The 18,614-nt window shown below is 65.3% G+C and carries 15 protein-coding genes; 11 read left to right on the forward strand and 4 right to left on the reverse strand.

Features of this window, described 5'->3' with window-relative positions:
* The first annotated feature begins 99 nt into the window (after positions 1-99).
* The 3 genes from ACR9FL_RS14970 (at position 100) to ACR9FL_RS14980 (ending at position 6,456) form a co-directional block, all read left to right on the forward strand.
* Positions 100-2,574, forward strand: a complete 2,475-nt coding sequence (locus tag ACR9FL_RS14970) for a tetratricopeptide repeat protein (RefSeq protein ID WP_436356166.1) — start codon at positions 100-102, stop codon at positions 2,572-2,574.
* Positions 2,574-4,754 carry a tetratricopeptide repeat protein gene (locus ACR9FL_RS14975; protein ID WP_436356167.1) on the forward strand — a complete coding sequence of 727 codons (2,181 nt, stop codon included), beginning with the start codon at positions 2,574-2,576 and terminating at the stop codon, positions 4,752-4,754. Before ACR9FL_RS14970 ends, ACR9FL_RS14975 begins: the two co-directional genes overlap by 1 nt.
* A 73-nt stretch (positions 4,755-4,827) precedes the next feature.
* Positions 4,828-6,456 carry a hypothetical protein gene (locus tag ACR9FL_RS14980; protein ID WP_436356168.1) on the forward strand — a complete coding sequence of 543 codons (1,629 nt, stop codon included), beginning with the start codon at positions 4,828-4,830 and terminating at the stop codon, positions 6,454-6,456.
* Here the strand turns inward: ACR9FL_RS14980 and ACR9FL_RS14985 are convergent.
* Complete coding sequence (locus tag ACR9FL_RS14985; protein ID WP_436356169.1) at positions 6,453-6,653, reverse strand: hypothetical protein; 201 nt, start codon at positions 6,651-6,653, stop codon at positions 6,453-6,455. The two genes, ACR9FL_RS14980 and ACR9FL_RS14985, sit on opposite strands and share 4 nt — an antisense overlap.
* Before the next feature lie 144 nt (positions 6,654-6,797).
* Here ACR9FL_RS14985 and ACR9FL_RS14990 point away from each other — a divergent pair.
* From ACR9FL_RS14990 to ACR9FL_RS15010, 5 genes are all read left to right on the forward strand, one after another.
* Positions 6,798-7,984, forward strand: a protein-coding gene (locus tag ACR9FL_RS14990) for an IS3 family transposase (protein ID WP_138141362.1) whose coding sequence is annotated in 2 segments (ribosomal slippage) — positions 6,798-7,059 and positions 7,059-7,984 — 1,188 coding nt in all. Because the reading frame shifts where the segments join, the coding sequence is not laid out codon by codon here.
* 957 nt (positions 7,985-8,941) lie between these two features.
* Complete coding sequence (gene argB, locus ACR9FL_RS14995) at positions 8,942-9,871, forward strand: acetylglutamate kinase (RefSeq protein ID WP_436356170.1); 930 nt, start codon at positions 8,942-8,944, stop codon at positions 9,869-9,871.
* A complete protein-coding gene (locus ACR9FL_RS15000) occupies positions 9,868-10,578 on the forward strand; it encodes a pyrimidine 5'-nucleotidase (RefSeq protein ID WP_436356171.1) in 711 nt (236 codons plus the stop codon). The genes argB and ACR9FL_RS15000 overlap by 4 nt, the downstream gene beginning before the upstream one ends.
* Positions 10,575-11,444 (forward strand): 2,3,4,5-tetrahydropyridine-2,6-dicarboxylate N-succinyltransferase, encoded by an 870-nt coding sequence (gene dapD / locus ACR9FL_RS15005; RefSeq protein WP_436356172.1) that lies wholly within the window; start codon positions 10,575-10,577, stop codon positions 11,442-11,444. The genes ACR9FL_RS15000 and dapD overlap by 4 nt, the downstream gene beginning before the upstream one ends.
* Positions 11,445-11,775: 331 nt before the next feature.
* On the forward strand, positions 11,776-13,845 hold the full coding sequence (locus ACR9FL_RS15010) for a S8 family peptidase (RefSeq protein ID WP_436356173.1): 2,070 nt from the start codon (positions 11,776-11,778) through the stop codon (positions 13,843-13,845).
* A gap of 78 nt (positions 13,846-13,923) precedes the next feature.
* On the opposite strand, the gene ACR9FL_RS15015 is transcribed toward ACR9FL_RS15010, so the two are convergent.
* Entirely contained in the window at positions 13,924-15,096 is a 1,173-nt protein-coding gene (locus tag ACR9FL_RS15015) for an acetyl-CoA C-acetyltransferase (protein WP_436356175.1), read from the reverse strand.
* Between the two features lie 149 nt (positions 15,097-15,245).
* On the opposite strand from ACR9FL_RS15015, the gene trhA reads away from it, so the two are divergent.
* From trhA to ACR9FL_RS15030, 3 genes are all read left to right on the forward strand, one after another.
* Positions 15,246-15,956, forward strand: coding sequence for a PAQR family membrane homeostasis protein TrhA (gene trhA, locus ACR9FL_RS15020; protein WP_436356176.1), 711 nt, complete (start codon positions 15,246-15,248; stop codon positions 15,954-15,956).
* Positions 15,957-16,028: 72 nt separating this feature from the next.
* Positions 16,029-16,643 (forward strand): polyhydroxyalkanoate synthesis repressor PhaR, encoded by a 615-nt coding sequence (phaR, locus tag ACR9FL_RS15025; RefSeq protein ID WP_436356177.1) that lies wholly within the window; start codon positions 16,029-16,031, stop codon positions 16,641-16,643.
* Positions 16,640-17,008: a hypothetical protein gene (locus tag ACR9FL_RS15030; RefSeq protein WP_436356178.1), complete on the forward strand. Its 369-nt coding sequence runs from the start codon at positions 16,640-16,642 to the stop codon at positions 17,006-17,008. Before phaR ends, ACR9FL_RS15030 begins: the two co-directional genes overlap by 4 nt.
* A gap of 283 nt (positions 17,009-17,291) precedes the next feature.
* Here ACR9FL_RS15030 and ACR9FL_RS15035 read toward each other — a convergent pair whose 3' ends face one another.
* Entirely contained in the window at positions 17,292-17,732 is a 441-nt protein-coding gene (locus tag ACR9FL_RS15035) for a hypothetical protein (protein WP_436356179.1), read from the reverse strand.
* 79 nt (positions 17,733-17,811) lie between these two features.
* Entirely contained in the window at positions 17,812-18,549 is a 738-nt protein-coding gene (locus ACR9FL_RS15040) for a glycosyltransferase family 2 protein (protein ID WP_436356180.1), read from the reverse strand.
* Positions 18,550-18,614: the final 65 nt, after the last annotated feature.

Consider the following 18,614-nt stretch of genomic DNA (forward strand, 5'->3'; position numbering starts at 1 on the left):
ACACCAAGCGGGACGTTTAATAGCGTCATGACTTGTCAAACTCCCGTTAGCCTCTAATCGGAACCATTCATTGCGCCAAGGCTGGGCGAGGCAAAAGACATGAAACAACTCAAAAAACTGGTCGCGCGGACCGTCCGGAAGGCAAGGCAGTCGGATGCAGCCGACAGACGACAAGGCGACGCGGCACGGGAGCGCGGCGACTGGAGCGGTGCAGCCGCCGCCTACAGGCGACATGTCGATCGCAACCCTCAGGATTTCGATATCTGGGTTCAACTGGGACACGCCCTGAAAGAATCCGGTCGCTACGATGAGGCGGAGGGCGCCTATCAGCAAGCGCATCGCTTGAACGGGGCCAGCGCGGATCTATTCTTAAGTCGAGGTCACCTCGCCAAGCTGGTTGGCGATACCCGTTCGGCGATAGATTTTTACAATCGCAGTTTTCTTGTCGACGGCAATCCAGACGCGGCGCGCGAACTGGCGACGAAGACCCTTCCCTCTTCGCCAGTCGCGTCGCACACACCTCTGGTTCAACTGGCCGGCGCTCTGGAAAAATTTGAGGATGGGATACTGTCGGGCTGGATCGCCAATCCAGAAGACCCTCACAGACCGGCTGAAGTGGAAATCCTTGAAGGCGACAAGGTGATCGCGGTCGCCAAAGGCCTTATTGATCGCCCCGACCTGCGCCGGGCCGGCGTATCTGCGCGCCCTAGCGGATTTCAGATCAATTTACGCGGCCAGATTGACCTGGCGAGACAAACGCGACTTCACGCACGCCTGCGCCCCACGGGAGAGGCTCTTGCGGGCTCTCCCCTGATCGCCAGCGTTTCCGAATCCGCCCGGCAGTGGATGGTCCGCAATGACAGTCTGTCAAAGGTTGGGTTGGCAGCGCTAAAGGACCGAATCCGATCGGAATCAGACGGCGCGCGCCTGTCGCTCGTGGTTGCGCTGCATCAGGTTGAGAAGGGGGAAGTGAGCCGTCTGGCGGAAAGCCTCATGCGTCAATGGTCGGAAGAGTGGGAGCTGCTTCTGGTCCACGCGCCCGCACCAGATGCCAATCTTGCGAACCAGTTGGCCAAGTACGCGTCCAAGGACTCCAGGATAAAGGTCCTGGTTGCGGCCGACGAGGGCCGCACCGCCCAGATCGTCGCAGGTTGCGCCGCCGCATCCGGCGACTACGTCGCCGCCATCCGGCCATCGACTGTCCTCGAACCGGAAGCCGTATTCCGCATCCTAGACGCGGGCCGTGGGAAGCCGGCGCTTATCTACTGGGATGAGGCGGTTTGCAGCCACGGTCCGGAATCGGTCGAAAGGTTCATTAACCGTCCAGCCTTCTCACTCGATCATCTCCTGGCATTCCCCTCGTTGCTCGGCGACGTAGCAGCTCGCCGCGACCTGGCCATCGCCGCCAGCCGCCAAGCAGAAACTTCGGATGGCGATGCAGATCTGGAGTTCACCCTTCGCTGCCTCGAATCCGGCGATGATGTCGCCCACGTTCCCGCAGCGCTGACGCGCACCAACCCGTCAACCGAGCTTCAAGGCGACCATCACGCCGCAAGCGTTCACCGGACGCTCGAAAGCTACCTTCGGCGCTCACGGAGCGCGGCCACTGTCTCGGAAGGATCGCGCCCGGGCGCCTGGACAATCACAGCTACGCCGCATGACGGTCGCAGGTTGATTGTGGTCATTGGGGCTGGAGACCTGTCTCAGCTCAAACATTGCGTGGACGCCACGCTGCGGACCACGCTCCGCAGCCATGACGACGTATTGGTCGTCATGCATTCCGATGACGCCAGCAAGACGTGCCGTGACTACCTCGCGGCCATGGAAGGCCACATCCGAACCCTCACCGTGCCGGGGGGCGAAATCCTGTCATCGCGCGTCAACGCCTATGTCGTCGAAACCGGCGACACCTATGACCATGTGGCTTTGCTCGCCGACCACGTGCAGCCGAAAGCCGGCGGCTGGCTGGACAGGCTCTGCGCCATCGCCGTACGGCCCGACGTTGGCGCCGTCTCTCCCATTCTGGTTGATCGATCCGGCCTTGTGCAGAGCGCGGGCCTGGCTCGGGGCGAGGGCAAGCTTCGTCGACGCAGCCATGACGCCTTGCTGAAGGCCGCCAAGTCGAGAACACGCGGCCAGAACGATACCCTGCTGGCGCTTCACAACGCCTCCGCCGCCAGCGACTGCATCGTCATGCGACGCGACCTTTTCCTTGCCGCGGGCGGCCTGGACAGCACTATTCCGATCGACCTGGGCAGTATCGACTTCTGCCTGCGTATATCGCGGACTGGCCGTCAGATCCTTGTCGATCCCCAGACCGTACTCGGCAGCACCACATTGGCGCCCGTAGTCCTCCCCTACGGCGCTTTCCGTGTTCGTTGGGCGGGATGGTTGGGTGGAGCAGATCTGCACGCTCCGACGCCAGTCCCTGTCTCCTCTGTTTCAGACCTTGATCACTATGAAGCTTGGCCCGCCCGCGTGCGCCCCGCCCGCCCAACGCCTGCCGCACCGGAGCTGGCGAAGCACCGGCTCATTCCGGCTGCCGACAGCGACTTTCATCAGGCGGCAATCTGATGACAGCTTCCAAATGGCTGGCCCGCAGCTATCGCAAGATCACGGGCCGTAGGCCGCCGCCGCCGCCGCCAACGCCAGCCAATGAAGCCGTCAAGGCTGCTGCGGCGGGCGACGCCGCACGTGATCGACAGGATTGGAATGAAGCGGTCCAGCAATACGCTCTGGCTCTGGCCCTTTCGCCCGACAACTGGCCCATTCGCGTTCAGATGGGGCATGCCTTCAAGGAAGCCGGTCGCTGGCCTGAAGCCGAAGCGACATATCGCACAGCCTGCTTTAACAGGCCGGCCGACAGCGAACTCAGACTGCATCTGGGACATGTGCTCAAGATGCAGGGCCGTCGCGACGAAGCGATCGAAGCCTATGTCGAAGCTCTGCGCCTGGATCCTGAATCCAGGCTCGCGCGAAATGAGCTGATCGCCGTTGGCGGCCGAAATTTCCTGCCGGAAAGTCAGTATGGGCAAGCCGCCATCACCCAGGGCCTGTCGCGCATCAGCGGAGTTCTGGAACAAAATCTTGAAGCGATCCGCGACTGGGTCAGCGTCTCAACCTATCCGGTAGAAGCCTACGACAGCTTCCGGCGTTCATTCCCTATCCAGCCGCCTCCGGCCGCTGGAAGCCGCCAAAGTCTCACGGTGTTGATCGAAGCCGGGGGCGCGACGCCATCGTCGGTGCGCCTCACCCTGACCAGCCTGCTGGATCAGCGTGACACCGAATGGACGGCGATCGTTCGCGCATCCGCCGCCTTGCAAGAACATCCCGTATCGAGCTTCGCTCGCCAGGACCCCCGCATCGCGTTCGTCGACCAGGCGCCTGCCAGCACAGCGGCTCTGCTCACGACGGACCTGGTGCTCATGACCGAGGCGGGCTGCCGGCTGGACCGCGAGGCAGTGGGGTGGTTCAGATACGCTTCAGCCCGCACAAAGGCTCACGTGATCTACGCCGACCACGATCACCACACGCACGATTGGCGCTACGGAGAAGTCCACAGCGCTCCGGCGTTGCACTCGATGCCGGATATACGCGATCAAGAAACGACGCCTGAGCCTCCCCTCAGCCTCCTGGTCGACCGTGGCGCGCAGTCTCTCATGTTGGAGGCTTTGGACGCAGACCTGGGCGCTGACCAGCGTCGCAAGACGCTGGTCGCCTCACTGCGAGCTGCGCTGCCAGTCGCTCACCTGCCACGTGTTCTGAGCAGTCGGAGAATCGCCGAGGACTTCACTCCGGCCCAACCCTCGATGCTCCCTGCTGCGCACGCCGTCGCAGAACTAACGGGAGACCGAATTCTCGTGGTTATACCGACCCGTGACCAAGCGAGCCTGCTCGAGGCCTGCCTGGATAGCCTGAAAAGGCGCACAGCCCAGCCTCAGGACGTGGATGTCCTCGTGCTCGACAATCGCAGCGCGGATGCCCAGACGCTTTCGCTTCTGTCCGAGCGGGCTGAAAGCGGCGATATCGAGGTTCTTCCCTTGGATGAGCCTTTCAATTGGGCGCGCTTCAACAACCTCGCGGTGGCCGGTCGCAGGCACGACATCCTTGTTTTCGCTAATAACGATATTGAATTTTTGACCGACGGCTGGGACCACGTGGTGCGCGTGGGATTGTCCGATCCTAAAGTGGCGGTCATGGGTGCAAGACTTCTCTACCCTGACGATACTGTCCAACACGCCGGCGTGGTCATGGGAGCTGACAGAGGGAGGCCGGTGCATGAGGGTCTGGGCGCTCCGTCCCTTGCAGGCGGCCCCCTCAACCGCTGGCGTCGCCGGCGACAGGTCACTGCGGTCACTGGTGCGCTGATGGCCGTGGATCGCATCGCCTTTGAACAAGTCGGCGGCTTCAACGAGAGGCTGGCCGTGGGCTATAATGATATCGATCTGTGCATGCGCGCCCGAGCGGCTGGTCGGGTTGTCCTTTATGAGCCCGCGCTGGAAGCCATCCACCATGAATCCAAAACGCGCGGACGCAACGATGACGGCGCGAAGACGTCATGGGATGATGCTGAGTTGAGCGATCTGCATGAGGATTGGAGCGAGGCGCTGTTGGCAGATCCTGGTAAAAACCCTCAGTGGGTTTCATCCCATTCGCGAGCTTTCGACGGATATCGGGACCTCAGCCTGAGCCAGGTGCTGGAAAGCCTGGATCAAAGCGCCTTGGCCAATCCCTGGGCCGTGGCGAGAGCATAAAACTCGGCCGACCAGGCGACGAAGCTCCGCTCTTCTCGTAAAGGTCGCTACTGGGTGAAGTCGGAGGAACATCGTGAAGCAGGCCATGCTGGTTTTGGGCATGCACCGGAGCGGCACTTCGTCCGTCGCCGGCGCCTTGGCTCATCTGGGAGCGAGCGCTCCAGCCACGCTGATGCCCGACCACCCAGACAATCCAAAAGGATACTGGGAGAGCCTGCCGCTGGTTCACGCCAGCGACCGAATTCTGCAGTCGGCAGGTTCCTCCTGGAGCGACTGGCGGCCCATAAACCCAGGCTGGCGCAAATCCGTTACTGGGAAAGCTATGGCAGGCGATCTGCCAGAGCTCATCGCCGCCGAGTTCGGCGGGCGGCCGCTGATCACCTTCAAAGATCCCCGGCTGTGTCGCCTCTTTCCCATCTGGGATGGGGCGCTCAAAAGCTCGGGCTATCAGCCCCTCGTTCTGACCCCTCTGAGGTCGCCCATCGAGGTCGCGGCATCCCTGTCGAAGAGGGATGGCTTCAGCGAAACGAGAGGCCTTCTTCTATGGCTGCGCCATGTGCTTGACGCTGAAGCGGCCACCCGGCAAACGCCCCGACATTTTCTTTACTGGTCAGACTTCCTGAACGACTGGAGAGCCGAACTTTCTCTCGCAACCGAGCGATTGGGCGCGAGTCTTCCGGGTTGGTCAGATTTTACCGCGGAGGCCGTCGATACATTCCTTGACGTCAAGCTTCGTCGCTCGGTGCATGATCGTGAGATTCCTTCCCACGCTCCTGAATGGATCAAACTGGCGTGGGATGCTTTCAAGGTCCTGCATCAGGATCCCACGTCCAACTCAGCGCAGACGACGCTCGACAACATTCGCGCCGAGTTCGACCGCACTGTCAGAATTTATGGCCCGGCCTTGGCCGGTCTCGAGGGTGAACGCCTCAACTGGAACGTCGAACTCCAGACGGAGGTGGAAGCCCTGAAATCTCAACTGGCCGTCGCGTGTCACGAACGCGATAGTCAGATGATGGCGCGAGCCGACACCGAGGCTCTGCTGCACACCTACATGGCCAAGGCGAATGAGCTCGAGCAGGAGCGAGACGCCTGCAGGCTTGAGGGCGAAGTCATCACACGACGCCTGACGAGCCTTGAGGATGAACTTAAGGAGACGATCAGCGCTCAGCGACAAGCCGAAACCCAGATCGCAGACCTTGCACGCCAGCTTCTCGAACGCGATGAAGCCGACAAGCAAGTCGCGCTGGAAGTTGAAAACCTGCGTCGCCAAGCCAGCGACCAAGCGACGAACCACGCGTCGGATCTGCAGAGCGCGCATCTGACCATCACCTCGCTCGAAGAGGAAAAACAGTCTCTGTCAGACGCCTTGGCCGGGCTAACGCAGGCGCTTGCTGAACTTCAGTCGTCCTGCGCAGATCATGTGCGGACCGAGCAGGATCTCCTGTCGCGCCTGGAGACCTCTAACGCGCGGGAGCTTCAGCTCCTTGCGGATATCAAGGTCCGCGACGCTCAGGAAGCGGAACTGCTTCAGAATCTCACCCGTGAGCGCGAAGCCTCAACGCAAGCTGTGGCGGGCTTGGAACGGGAACTGCGGGCCATGCAAGAGGCCGAAGCCGCTCGCCTGGCCAGCAATCCCCTGCGTCGTTGGCTCAAATCGTCTCCGCCAGAAGCAAAGCCCGATCTTGGGAAGGCGAACTAGGCCGCTTCAGCAACGCCGCAAATCAGTTTCTGGACCTTGGCGACCTTGTCCCGGACGTGCTGAAAATCAGCGCCCGCGGCCCCCTTGAGCCAGATCAACGTGCCCTCGCCACCTGCTGGCATGAAGGCGGCGACAGATTCGCGCCGGACAGTAAAAGCGTAGCCGTCCTGGCGCGTGAAAGTGACAAATTCGTTCACGTGAACCCCCGTTATCCAAACCCAGGGAAATAGCAGAATACACAGGCGCTTCAAGCCCAGGAGTTGCATGGCATTACATATGACGTGCCCCTGAGAATTTCCTCCACGCGGAGCTAGAGTCCGGCCCTTGAAAGGACGGACGGAATGAAACGAGCGAGATTCACGGAAGAGCAGATCATCGGGATCCTGCGGGAGAACGAGGCCGGCGCCAAAGCGGGCGAGCTGGCGCGCAAGCACGGCGTGTCGGAGGGCACGATCTACGCCTGGAAGGCCAAGTTCGGCGGGATGAGCGTGTCGGACGCCCAGCGCCTGCGCGCCCTGGAAGACGAGAACGGCCGGCTGAAACGTCTGCTGGCCGACGCCATGCTCGACAAGGCGGCGCTGAATGATCTGCTCTCAAAAAAGTGGTAAGGCCCGCGGCGATGCGCCAGGCCGTCGCCCATCTGAAGGCGGCGTTCGGCGTCAGCGAGCGGCGGGCCTGCTCCATCATCAAGGCCGATCGCAAATCGGTGCGCTATCGCTCCTGCCGTCAGCCGGACACGGCGCTGCGGGAGCGGCTACGCGCGCTGGCTGTGGAGCGGCGACGGTTCGGCTATCGGCGGCTGTTCGTGCTGCTGCGACGTGAGGGTGAGGCCTCGGGCAAGAACCGGATCTACCGGCTCTATCGCGAGGAAGGCCTGACGGTGCGCAAGCGCCGCTCACGTCGTCGCGCCATAGGCACGCGGGCGCCGATCCTGGTCGAGGCCAGGCCGAACGCCCGCTGGTCGCTGGACTTTGTGCACGACCAGTTCGCCACGGGCCGCCGCTTCCGCATTCTCAACGTGGTCGACGACGTCACCCGCGAGTGCCTGGCGGCGATCCCCGACACCTCGATCTCGGGACGCCGCGTCGCGCGAGAGCTGACAGCGCTGATCTCTCGGCGGGGCCGTCCTGCCATGATCGTCAGCGACAACGGCACGGAGTTTACGTCCACGGCCATCCTGGCCTGGGCGCAGGATCAAGGCGTCGACTGGCACTACATCGCGCCGGGCAAGCCGACCCAGAACGGGTTTGTGGAATCCTTCAACGGGCGGATGCGCGACGAACTGTTGAACGAAAGCCTGTTCTTCGGCCTCGACCACGCCCGCCAGAAGGTCGCCGCCTGGGCGCTGGACTACAACACCCGCCGGCCGCATTCATCGATCGGCTACCTCACCCCGGAGGCTTTTGCCGCCAGTCTGACCGCAACAGGCCGACCCGCTGCGCAGGATGAAAGCTGCGCGGTCCGGCCTGTTGCTCATCCCACGCTGCGAGGCGTAACTAACCCAAGGACTCTGGTCGCCGCTGGATGAAAATTCAGGGGCACGTCACATATATTCAGGCGCTTACAGAGGAGAACGTCTCAAAACTACGGGTGACGCTCAGCCTATCTTTTTCTTCTCAACAGCGCCGTATATCCCTCGCACTGTTTCGGTCTTCGATATGATCGTCGCCTAGGCCTCCAAGCAGAAGGTCATCGCCCAGGCCGCCCGGTCACTCCGCAATTATGAGCAACACCAGCCCGGGCAGGCGAGCGCATCTATCAAGTCCCCCTTCTGGACATCTCGCACGTTCAATGATCGCCACGCCGACAGCGCGCCATTGCCTGCTGGACGGAGGCTACTCCAGGCACCGCTTGCGAACGCCTATTCGCGCGGTGAGGACCCCAGACCAAGCGCTGCATCGAGATAATCGCCGCTGAGCTTCGCGAGACGGCCCGCCACTTCCCGGTCGCTCAAATTGGCTGGGATAAGATCGTCCAACCGATCCTGAAGGACTTGGACCAGGGCGGCGGCGCGTTCACCGGTTCGCCCTAGCCCCCTCAAGTCCGCAAGAAGGTGCTCGATTTCGGCATCGGAAGGCAGGCGGTATGACATGGCTCATCTTGACCAAGAATTTGCAGATTCTGGAAGCATCTGGCCAGCAGGCAAGGCAGGTTGGTTACAATGCAGGACAGCGTCGGAACCGAGCAGAGGCCGGTAGCCGCCCGTCGGAGGCCTTGGCCACCGCCTGTGCGGCCAACCGCCTTGCTGGTCCCCTCGCACACCGGGCAGGTCTCGCCGGTCGTCAGCGCGCCGATCCCCTGAGACTCAGGGCACAGGCTAGCGTCGGGATGTTGCGGAGACGCCGGATCCGTCGGGTCGACCGGACCGAGGTCACGGTCGTCGATCTCTGCGGGGGCGATGGACGGGCTCATGGGGGCAAACGCCCCACCGCCGCCCCGGTTTCGTCGTGACAGGCGCGCCCTTGGCCGCTATCGAGCGGCCATCATGCAAGAGACTGAACGGCAATCCGAGGAACGCAGCTGGGAGACGGCGAAGACGCTCGCCGAGGCCCTGCCCTATATCCAGGTTTATGACCGCGAGACCGTGGTCATCAAATACGGCGGCCACGCCATGGGCGAAAGCGCCGTGGCCAAACAGTTCGCCGCTGACGTGGTGCTGCTGAAGCTGATGGGCGTGAACCCCGTGGTGGTTCACGGCGGCGGGCCGCAGATCAGCGCAATGCTGGACAAGGCCGGAGTCAAATCCGCCTTCGTCGACGGCCTGCGCGTGACGGACAAGGACACGATGCAGGTGGCCGAAATGGTCCTGTCGGGCGCCGTGAACAAAGAGATCGCCCACTGGATCACTGTAGCGGGCAAGGAAGCCGACGTGCGCGGCGTCGGCCTGTCGGGCAAGGACGCCGGCCTGCTGACCGTCGAGCGTACTCGCCGCACCAAGCGCGACCCCGACAGCATGATCGAGCACGAGGTCGATCTGGGCTTCGTCGGCGAACCGACCAAGGTCGATCCCAAGCTGATCAAGGGCCTGATCGCCTCCGAGACCGAGGACTGGGTTCCGGTCATCGCCCCTATCGGCGTGGCCGAGGACGGGATGACCTATAACGTCAATGCCGACACCGTGGCGGGCGCCATCGCCGGATCGCTGGGCGCCAAGCGCATGCTGCTGCTGACCGACGTGGCCGGCGTGAAAGGCGCGGACGGCGAGATCATCCGCCAGATGAACCTGGAAGAGGCGCAAAACCTGATCAACACCGGCGTCGCCAACGGTGGCATGATTCCCAAGCTGGAGACGGCCATGGCCGCCGTCCGCGCGGGCGTCGAGGCCGTGGTCATCCTGGACGGGCGCCGCCCCCACGCCATGCTGGTCGAGCTGTTCACCGAGTTCGGCGCCGGCACCCTGGTGAAGGCCCAGTGACGGCGGAAGCGACCACTCAGCCTCTGGCGGCGAGCACCGAGATCGGCGCCGACCTGCGCCACGTCCGATCCTGGGTGTTCGACCTCGACAACACCCTCTACCCGCCGGAAAGCCTGTTCCTGAAACAGGTCGAGCAGCGCATCAACGCCTATGTGGTGCGCACCTCCGGCCTGCCCTCAGCGGAAGCCTTGAGCGTGCAGAAGGGGTATCTGCACGACTACGGCACCTCGCTGGCCGGGCTGATGATGCACTATCAGATCGACCCGCACGACTTCCTGGCCGAGGTCCATGACGTGCCTCTGGACGTGCTGACGCCCGATCCCGGCCTGCACGCCGCGCTGGAGCGCCTGAGCGGCCCGCGCCTGATCTTCACCAACGGCTCGATCGGCCACGCCCGGCGAGTGATGGAGCGGTTGGAGCTGACGCCCTTCTTCGACGGGGTCTTCGCCCTGGAAGACGCCGACCTGGTCCCCAAGCCGGACCCGCGCACCTTCGACAAGATGCTGGCCCGGTTCGGCGTCGATCCGACCACCGCCTGCTTCTTCGAGGACACGCCCAAGAACCTGGAGCCGGCGCACGCCATCGGCATGACCACGGTTCTGGTCGGGCCCAAGGCCTTCACGGCCGAGGGCCAACACATTCGACACCGGGCCGCCTCCCTCGGCCCCTTCCTGACCACCGCCATGCTGGACGGAGATCCGCAATGACCGACCTGACCCATCTGGAATCCGTGATCGAAGCCGCCTGGGAGGCCCGCGCCGAGGTTTCCGCCGCCACGCGCGGCGAGGTGCGCGACGCCGTCGACACCGCCCTGGCCCTGCTGGACTCCGGTCAGGCCCGCGTCGCCACGCGCGGCGAGGACGGCGTCTGGACCACGCACCAGTGGCTGAAGAAGGCCGTGCTGCTGTCCTTCCGCCTGAACGACAACATCATCATGCGCGCGGGTCACGCCCCGACCCTGCCGCTGTCGGCCGATCATCCGGTCGCCGTCGGGCCCTTCTGGGACAAGGTGCCCAACAAGTTCGGCGACTGGAGCGCCGCCGACTATCAGGCCGCCGGTTTCCGTTCGGTGCCGGGCGCCGTCGTCCGCCGCGGGGCGCACGTGGCCAAGAACGTCGTCCTGATGCCCTCCTTTGTGAACATCGGCGCCTTCGTCGATGAAGGCTCGATGGTCGACGCCTGGGCCACGGTCGGCTCCTGCGCCCAGATCGGCAAGAACGTCCACCTGTCCGGCGGCGCCGGCATCGGCGGCGTGCTGGAGCCCCTGCAGGCCAACCCGACCATCATCGAGGACGGTTGCTTCATTGGCGCCCGCGCCGAGGTGGCCGAGGGCGTCATCGTCCGCGAGGGCGCGGTCCTGGCCATGGGCGTCTATCTGTCGGGCTCGACCAAGATCGTCGACCGCGCCACAGGTGAAGTCTTCCGCGGCGAGGTTCCTGCCTATTCGGTCGTGGTGCCGGGCGCCCTGCCCGACCCGAACGGCGGCCCGTCGCTCTATTGCGCGGTCATCGTCAAGCGCGTCGACGCCCAGACCCGCGCCAAGACCGGCGTCAACGAACTGCTGCGCGACTAGGCCACAAACGGAGAATTGCTCCGCACCTCCCCTGAAACGGGCTCGCCAAGGCTGCAAACTATGGCCTAATGACCCCTGAACTCGGGGGAGGTGAGAAGTGGTCTTCAGGCATCTGCGCGGCGCGGCGGTTTCGGTGGGCCTGGTCTGCCTCTCGGCCTTTTCCTTGGCGGCTTGCGGCGGGGGTGGCGGAGGGAACGGCGGGGGCGGGGGCGGCGGAATCGTGACGCCGCCTCCGCCTCCGCCGCCTCCGCCGCCGCCGCCTCCGCCGCCGCCGCCTCCACCCGCGTCGCCTTCGGAAAGCTCCGCCGAGTACCGGCGCAACTTCGGCGTCGTGAATACGGGCGCCATCGCCGCCTGGCAGACCGGGGCGACGGGACGGGGGATCACGGTCAGCGTCGTCGACAGCGGCATCAAGCTGGACCACCAGGATCTGGCGGTGAACATCTCGCCGCACTCAACCGACATCATCTCTGGACGCAACCAGCCACATGGCCCCGACGGCCACGGCACCAGCGTGTCCGGCGTCATCGCCGCCGCCTTCAACGGCTATGGCACGGTCGGGGTCGCCTACAACTCAACCATTCTGTCCATCCGCGCGGATGTGAGCGACTGCGACAAGCCCGAGGACACGGTCTGCTTCAGGGGCGGCGATCTGGCCCGAGCCCTGGACTACGCCGTTCAGAACGGCGCCAAGATCATCAATCTGTCGCTGGGCGGCGAGGGCCCATTGGGCGGTGCCTTCGAGGCCGCGCTGCAGCGCGCCATCAACGCCGGAGTGGTCTTCGCCATCGCCTCCGGCAACGAAGCCGGCGCCAACCCCGAATGGCCGGGACGTTACGCCAGCGACCCCCGCTTCGCCGGCGGGATCATCGTCACAGGCGCCCACGACAGCGCCGATCAGATCGCCGACTTCTCCAACCGCGCCGGCGTTTCCCGGACCTACTTCCTGTCCGCGCCGGGGATTCAGATCTACACCGATTGCGAAGGAACCTCCTGCTGGGTCGCCAACGGCACCTCCTTCGCCTCGCCGGCCGTGGCGGGGGCCCTGGCCCTGCTGCTGGAGGCCTTTCCCAACCTCACAGGCCGCGAAGCCGTCGACATCTTGCTACGCACGGCGCGCGACGCGGGCGACCAGGGCGAGGACGGCGTCTATGGGCGCGGCCTGCTGGACATCGCACAGGCCTTCCAGCCGGTCGGCGCCACCCGTTCGCCGCAGGCCGCCGGATCGGCGGTGCGGGTCGCCATCGAGCCGGGCGCCTATGTCGGCGGTCCGTTCGGCGACGCCATGGGCCGCACCCAGGCCCTGAACTCCATCGGCTATGACGAGTACGAACGTCTGTTCCGCATCGACATGGGCGCCGCCTGGCGCATCGCCCCGCGTCGCAGCTATCAGCCGGAAAACCCCACGCCGATGCGCCAGTCACAGGTGACGATGGCCGGTCCCGGCGGGGCGAAGCTGTCGCTGGTCGCCGCTGCGCCGGTCGCGACGCCCGAGCCGATCCTGAACCGCTACACGCCCTTCGACGCCCCCTGGCTGGGCGACGAAATGAAGCAGGAGGCCCTGTTCGACATCACCGCCGGGCGCATGTCCTTCGCCGCCTGGCAAGGCAAGGGCGGATCGCGTTCGCCCTTCCGGACCGGATCGGGCGACGGCTTCGCCGCTCTGGCCCAGGCCGACCACGCCGTACGCGGAGCCATGAACCTCGGCGATCTCGGCTTCGGTCCGTTGACCCTCAGCGCCGAGACCGGCGCCGGCGACCGCCGCGCCCCGCTGCGTTCGATCGAACAGGACGTGTCCTCCTATGCCCGCGCGGCGCTGGACTGGCGCGGCGAGCACGGCGGCCTGTCCTTCAGCATGGGGGCGCTGGATGAGAAGATGGGGCCGCTGGGCGCCTATATGCCGACGCGCTCGGACTTCGCCCTGCCCTCGCGCACCCGTTTTGCGGCCTTCGGCGGCGATCTGGCCCTGGGTCACGGCCTGGTGCTGAGCGGCGAGGCCGGGTTTGGCCGCACCGAGATCGAGGGCCGGTTCCTGAACCTGTCCAGCGCCGCCGTCAGCTCGACCTGGCGCATGGCCCTGCAATCGGACTGCCCGTCCTGGGCGCTGGGGTGCAGCCGTCTGACCTGGGAGATCTCCCAGCCGTTGCGGATCGAGAGCGGGACCTTCAGCGCCTTCCTGGCCGATGTGCCGCTGGAATATTTCGACCCGATCACCTTCTCCGAGCGCCGGTTCTCGGCCAGCCCCTCGGGACGCCAGATCGACTTCGCCGTGCGCAGCCTGCACCCCCTGCCCGGCGGGTCGACCCTGCAACTGGAGGCCGTGGCCAGCCGCGACGAACAGCACCGCGCAGGCGCCCCGACCGGCTACGCCCTTCTGGGCAGCTGGCGACGCGGCTTCTGATCCATCCGCTTCGGACAGAAGAAAGGCCGGCGGAGCGATCCGCCGGCCTTTTGCTTTATCAACCTGTGAGGCGAAGCCTCAGCGCTCGACGCACAGGGCCACGCCCATGCCGCCGCCGATGCACAGGGTGGCCAGGCCCTTCTTGGCGCCCGAACGCTTCATCTCGTGCAGCAGGGTGGTGAGGACGCGGGCGCCCGAGGCGCCGACCGGGTGGCCGATGGCGATGGCGCCGCCGTTGACGTTGACCTTGGCCGGGTCGAGGCCCAGCTCCTTGACCACGCAGAGCGACTGGGCGGCGAAGGCTTCGTTGGACTCGATCAGGTCCAGGTCGGCGACGCTCCAGCCGGCCTTCTCCAACGCCTTCTTCGAGGCCGGGATCGGGCCGGTGCCCATGATCGAGGGATCGACGCCCGCGGTGGCCCAGGAGGCGATGCGGGCCAGAGGTTCGAGGCCGCGCGCCTTGGCTTCATCGGCCGACATCAGCACCAGGGCGGCGGCGCCGTCATTGATGCCCGAGGCGTTGGCGGCGGTCACCGAGCCGTCCTTGACGAAGGCGGGCTTCAGCTTCTCCATCGCCTCGATGGTGGCGCCGTGGCGGATGTATTCGTCCTGATCCACGACCACGTCGCCCTTGCGGGTCGAGACGGTGACGGGGGCGATTTCGTCGACGAACTTGCCGGCCTTCTGGGCGGCTTCGGCCTTGTTCTGCGAGGCGACGGCGAAGGCGTCCTGCGACGCGCGGTCGATCGACCACTTCTCAGCGATGTTCTCGGCCGTCTGGCCCATGTGGTAGCCGTGGAAGGCGTCGATCAGGCCGTCCTGCAGCATGCTGTCCTTGAAGCCCAGTTCGCCCATCTTCTGGCCATTGCGAAGCTGGGCCGTGTGGGGCGACTGGCTCATGCTTTCCTGACCGCCGGCGACGACGATCTTGGCGTCCCCTTGGACGATCTGCTGATAGGCCAGGGCCACGGCGCGCAGGCCCGAGCCGCACAGCTGGTTCAGGCTCCAGGCCGGGGTCTCGTTGGGCAGGCCGGCGCCGATCGACGCCTGACGCGCCGGACCTTGGCCGGCGCCCGCCTGCAGCACCTGACCCAGGATGACTTCGTCGACGTCGGCAGGCGCCACGCCCGCGCGTTCCAGCGCCGCCTTGATCGCGACCTCGCCCAGCCTGGACGCCGGCAGGCTGGACAGGGCGCCGAGGAAGGAGCCGACCGGGGTGCGGGCGGCAGAAACGATCACTACGTCAGTCATGATATTCACTCCGGGGAGAAATTCTGATCGAGGTTGTGCCGCATTGCACACTCCGCGTCACCTCTCGCAAGTGCGAAGTTCAGCACTTCGTCATCATCCGGGCGCAATCTGACGGGAACGATCCCCACGGCGAACGCTTTTCAGGAGTGATGCTGGTGCGGCTGAAATCCTTGGCGCGACGGGTGTGCACGCCCGACGACCTCGACATGATCGAGCACTATCAGTCGCGCGCCGAACGACTGGCCGATCTGTGGGTGCACATCGTGGGCCTGGGACTGGCGGCGGTCGGCGGGGTCATCCTGGCGGTGCTGGCTGGCCTCTACAGCGGGATCAGCGCCGTGGTGGCCACCGCCATCTACGCCGTCTGCCTGCTGGCCATGCTGACGGCCTCGACCATCTACAACCAGACCCATCCATGCGCCGCCCGGCCGGTGCTGCGACGCCTGGACGAGGCGGCCATCTTCCTGATGATCGCCGGCAGCTACACCCCCTTCACCACCCAGAGGTTCGAGGGGGCCTGGTCCATCGGCTTCACCCTGGCCGTCTGGCTGATGGCCCTGTCGGGCGTGGCGGTGAAGATGTTCGCCCCGCGCATTTCCGACGTCTTCTGGAGCGGGGTCTATGTCCTGTTCGGCTGGGTGGCGATCTTCGCGCTGAAGCCGATGATCGAGACGGTCCATCCTCTGGCTCTGGGGCTCCTGGTCGCAGGGGGGCTGATCTACACCTCGGGCGTCTTCGTCTTCATCAGCCAGAAGGTGAAATTCCGCCGCGCCATCTGGCACGGCTTCGTCGTCGCCGGGGCCGGCGTGCACTGGGCCGCCATCCTGATCGGGGTGGTCCTGGCGCCCGGCGCGGCCTGACCTGACGGCGCCCTCTGGCCTTCGCGCGCGCAACGCGTGATAGTGCGGCGTTGCAACAACGCGAGAACAAGCGTGAACGACAAGAAATCCGAGGGCGGAAAAACCCGTGACGGCGTCATCGTCATCAAGAAGTATGCGAACCGGCGGCTCTACAACACCGCCACCAGCGCCTATGTCACGCTGGAAGACTTGGCGAAGATGGTGCGCGAGGGCATCGAGTTCGTCGTCTATGACGCCAAGACCAATGACGAGCTGACGCGCCAGATCCTGACGCAGATCATCTTCGAGGAAGAAAGCCGCGGCGAGGCCCTGCTGCCGGTGCAGTTCCTGCGCCAGCTGATCGGCTTCTACGGCAACTCGATGCAGTCGGTCCTGCCCTCCTATCTGGAGATGTCGCTGGACAGCTTCAGCCGCCAGCAGGAGCAGCTGCGCAGCCAGTTCAGCCGCGCCTTCGCCGGAACGCCCGGCGGCGGCCTGATGGAAGAAGCCGTGCGCCAGAACATGGCCATGTTCGAGCGCGCCATGAAGATGTTCCCGGGCATGACCGCCTATGGCCGCCCCGCTGGCGAGGGCGAAAAGACGCCTGAGCCCGAAGCCGCGCCTGCCGCCTCGCCCCTGGACGAGATGCGGCGTCAGATGGACGAGATGCGCGCCCAGATCGACCGCCTGGCCGGCGCCGACAAGTGACTGACGGCATCCGCCCGATCAGCCCGATCGAGGGCCAGGCGGTGCACGAGCGCCGCGAAGGCGATCGGCGCGAACGCGACCGCCGGACCGCCGCCGAAGCCAAGGCGGCCGAGGCCTCGCGCGCCGTCGTTCCGGCCGGTGAGCGGGTCGATCATGCCGCCTCCCCGGCAAAGCCTGCCGTGTCGCCGCTCGCCCCCCCGGCGCTCTTCGCCGCCCAGGTGCTGGGCCAGAAGGGCCAGAAGCGCGGCCTGAAGGGCGGTCCGACGGTGCTGGACGCCGCCCGCTCGACCTATCTGGGCGCGGAATACTCAGGCAAGCGCGACCGGCGCCCCCGCGTGGGCAGGGCGAGACAGACCGAGGTCTAGCCGCCTTACGCCTGATGGCATGGCGTTTGCGACGGCTCCGGCGTCTTCGACCGGAGTTTCGCCCATGGCCGTCCTCAACCTCGCCGCCCGACTGTTCGACGTGACGGTGGTCGCCCTGGTCTTCGTCGCCTTCAGCTAGGCTTGGGCCACGGAACCAACCAGTAACGTAAGGTCCTCCCTTTTCTACGATATAGGGACGACAACGGTCATTCCAGAAGCCGGGTCAGCATGGCCGCCGTCGAGGGATCGAGGTCGAGGGATGGGGCGCCCGCCGCCACGTCCTTCAGCACCGCCTTGGCCAGCGCGGGTTCATGTCGAAGTCGCGCCGCGAGGCGATGATGGTGACGATGAAGCCCGCCAGCACGTCCAGCAGCACCATGGTCAGGATCAGGAAGAAGACCGATCCCGCAAACTCCGAAAGCAGCAGGAACTCGACCAGGCATACGACGAAGAGCACCATCGACAGGGCGTGATTGACGATGGCGACCCGCTGGCTGGAGGTCGACTTCAGCAGTTCGACAAACAGCAGGATCAGCGACAGGAAGAGGATCAGGTCGCCGACGCTGATGCTCCAGACCGCGCCCGAGGTCATCGGCACGCGAAACAGGACTTCGCTCAGCACTGAGGCCTGACCCAGCACCGCGTCCGACGCGCTTCCGCCCAGCAGGATCACCAGATTGTAGATCACCACCGGCACGACCAGCAGGGGTATGGCGATCAGCATGGGCGGTCCCTCCAGATCGCCCTGCTTAACCCGGTTTCCGACGCGCGGCCATATGGCCCCCAAGACCCGAATGGCTGGGTCAGAACTCGCTGATCGCGCCGGGACGCCGCGAGCGCGACTTCAGCCACATCACGCCCAGCAGGTCCGAGAAGGAGGCCCGCAGCCGACCCCAGTTGGTGTATTTCGACCGCCCGACCTCACGGTGGCGGTGATCGACCTCGAGATAGCGGTTCTCATACCCCTCGCGGATCGTCAGCGCCGGCAGGTAGCGGTGGATATGATCGAAGTAGGGCAGCCGCAGGAAGACGTCGCGACGGAAGGCCTTGAGCCCGCAGCCGGTGTCGTCGGCGTCGTCGGACAACAGCCTCCTGCGGATACGGTTGGCCCAGATCGAGGCCTGACGCTTGGCGTTGCTGTCCTGACGCTTGGCGCGCACCCCGCCGACCAGGGCGACATTGGGCGGCGCCGCGATCAGGGCGTCGGCCAGACGCGGCGCGTCGGCGGGCGGGTTCTGGCCGTCGCCGTCCAGGGTGACGATGATGTCGCCGCGCGCCGCCAGGACGCCGGTGCGCACGGCCCGGCTCTGACCCGCATTGGTGGCGTGCGACAGCACCCGCAGGGTCGGCAGTTCCGCCATCGCCGCCTGCAACTCAGCCAGGGTCGAATCCCGGCTGGCGTCGTTGACGAAGATCATTTCATAGGACCGACCGTCGAACGCCTCGGCGATCTCGCGCGCCAGAGGCACGGCGGCGCCGGATTCGTCATGCACAGGCACAACGACGGAGATGTCAGGGTTAGAAGCAGGGCTGTCGGTCATTTGTCGCTCTGTAGCGCATCGCCGGGCCTTAGGAAAACCGGGCCGCGCGAAGAGGTTAGAAGCTG

This window comes from Brevundimonas sp. CEF1 (assembly GCF_051353055.1).
Lineage (GTDB): Bacteria > Pseudomonadota > Alphaproteobacteria > Caulobacterales > Caulobacteraceae > Brevundimonas.

What these genes read in the sequence shown, in the direction of transcription:
- ACR9FL_RS15040 (WP_436356180.1), bottom strand. Translation starts at nt 18,549, where the DNA reads ATGACCGACAGCCCTGCTTCTAACCCTGACATCTCCGTCGTTGTGCCT.
- trhA (WP_436356176.1), top strand. Translation starts at nt 15,246, where the DNA reads ATGCTGGTGCGGCTGAAATCCTTGGCGCGACGGGTGTGCACGCCCGAC.
- ACR9FL_RS14970 (WP_436356166.1), top strand. Translation starts at nt 100, where the DNA reads ATGAAACAACTCAAAAAACTGGTCGCGCGGACCGTCCGGAAGGCAAGG.
- ACR9FL_RS15035 (WP_436356179.1), bottom strand. Translation starts at nt 17,732, where the DNA reads ATGCTGATCGCCATACCCCTGCTGGTCGTGCCGGTGGTGATCTACAAT.
- dapD (WP_436356172.1), top strand. Translation starts at nt 10,575, where the DNA reads ATGACCGACCTGACCCATCTGGAATCCGTGATCGAAGCCGCCTGGGAG.
- ACR9FL_RS15015 (WP_436356175.1), bottom strand. Translation starts at nt 15,096, where the DNA reads ATGACTGACGTAGTGATCGTTTCTGCCGCCCGCACCCCGGTCGGCTCC.
- ACR9FL_RS14975 (WP_436356167.1), top strand. Translation starts at nt 2,574, where the DNA reads ATGACAGCTTCCAAATGGCTGGCCCGCAGCTATCGCAAGATCACGGGC.
- argB (WP_436356170.1), top strand. Translation starts at nt 8,942, where the DNA reads ATGCAAGAGACTGAACGGCAATCCGAGGAACGCAGCTGGGAGACGGCG.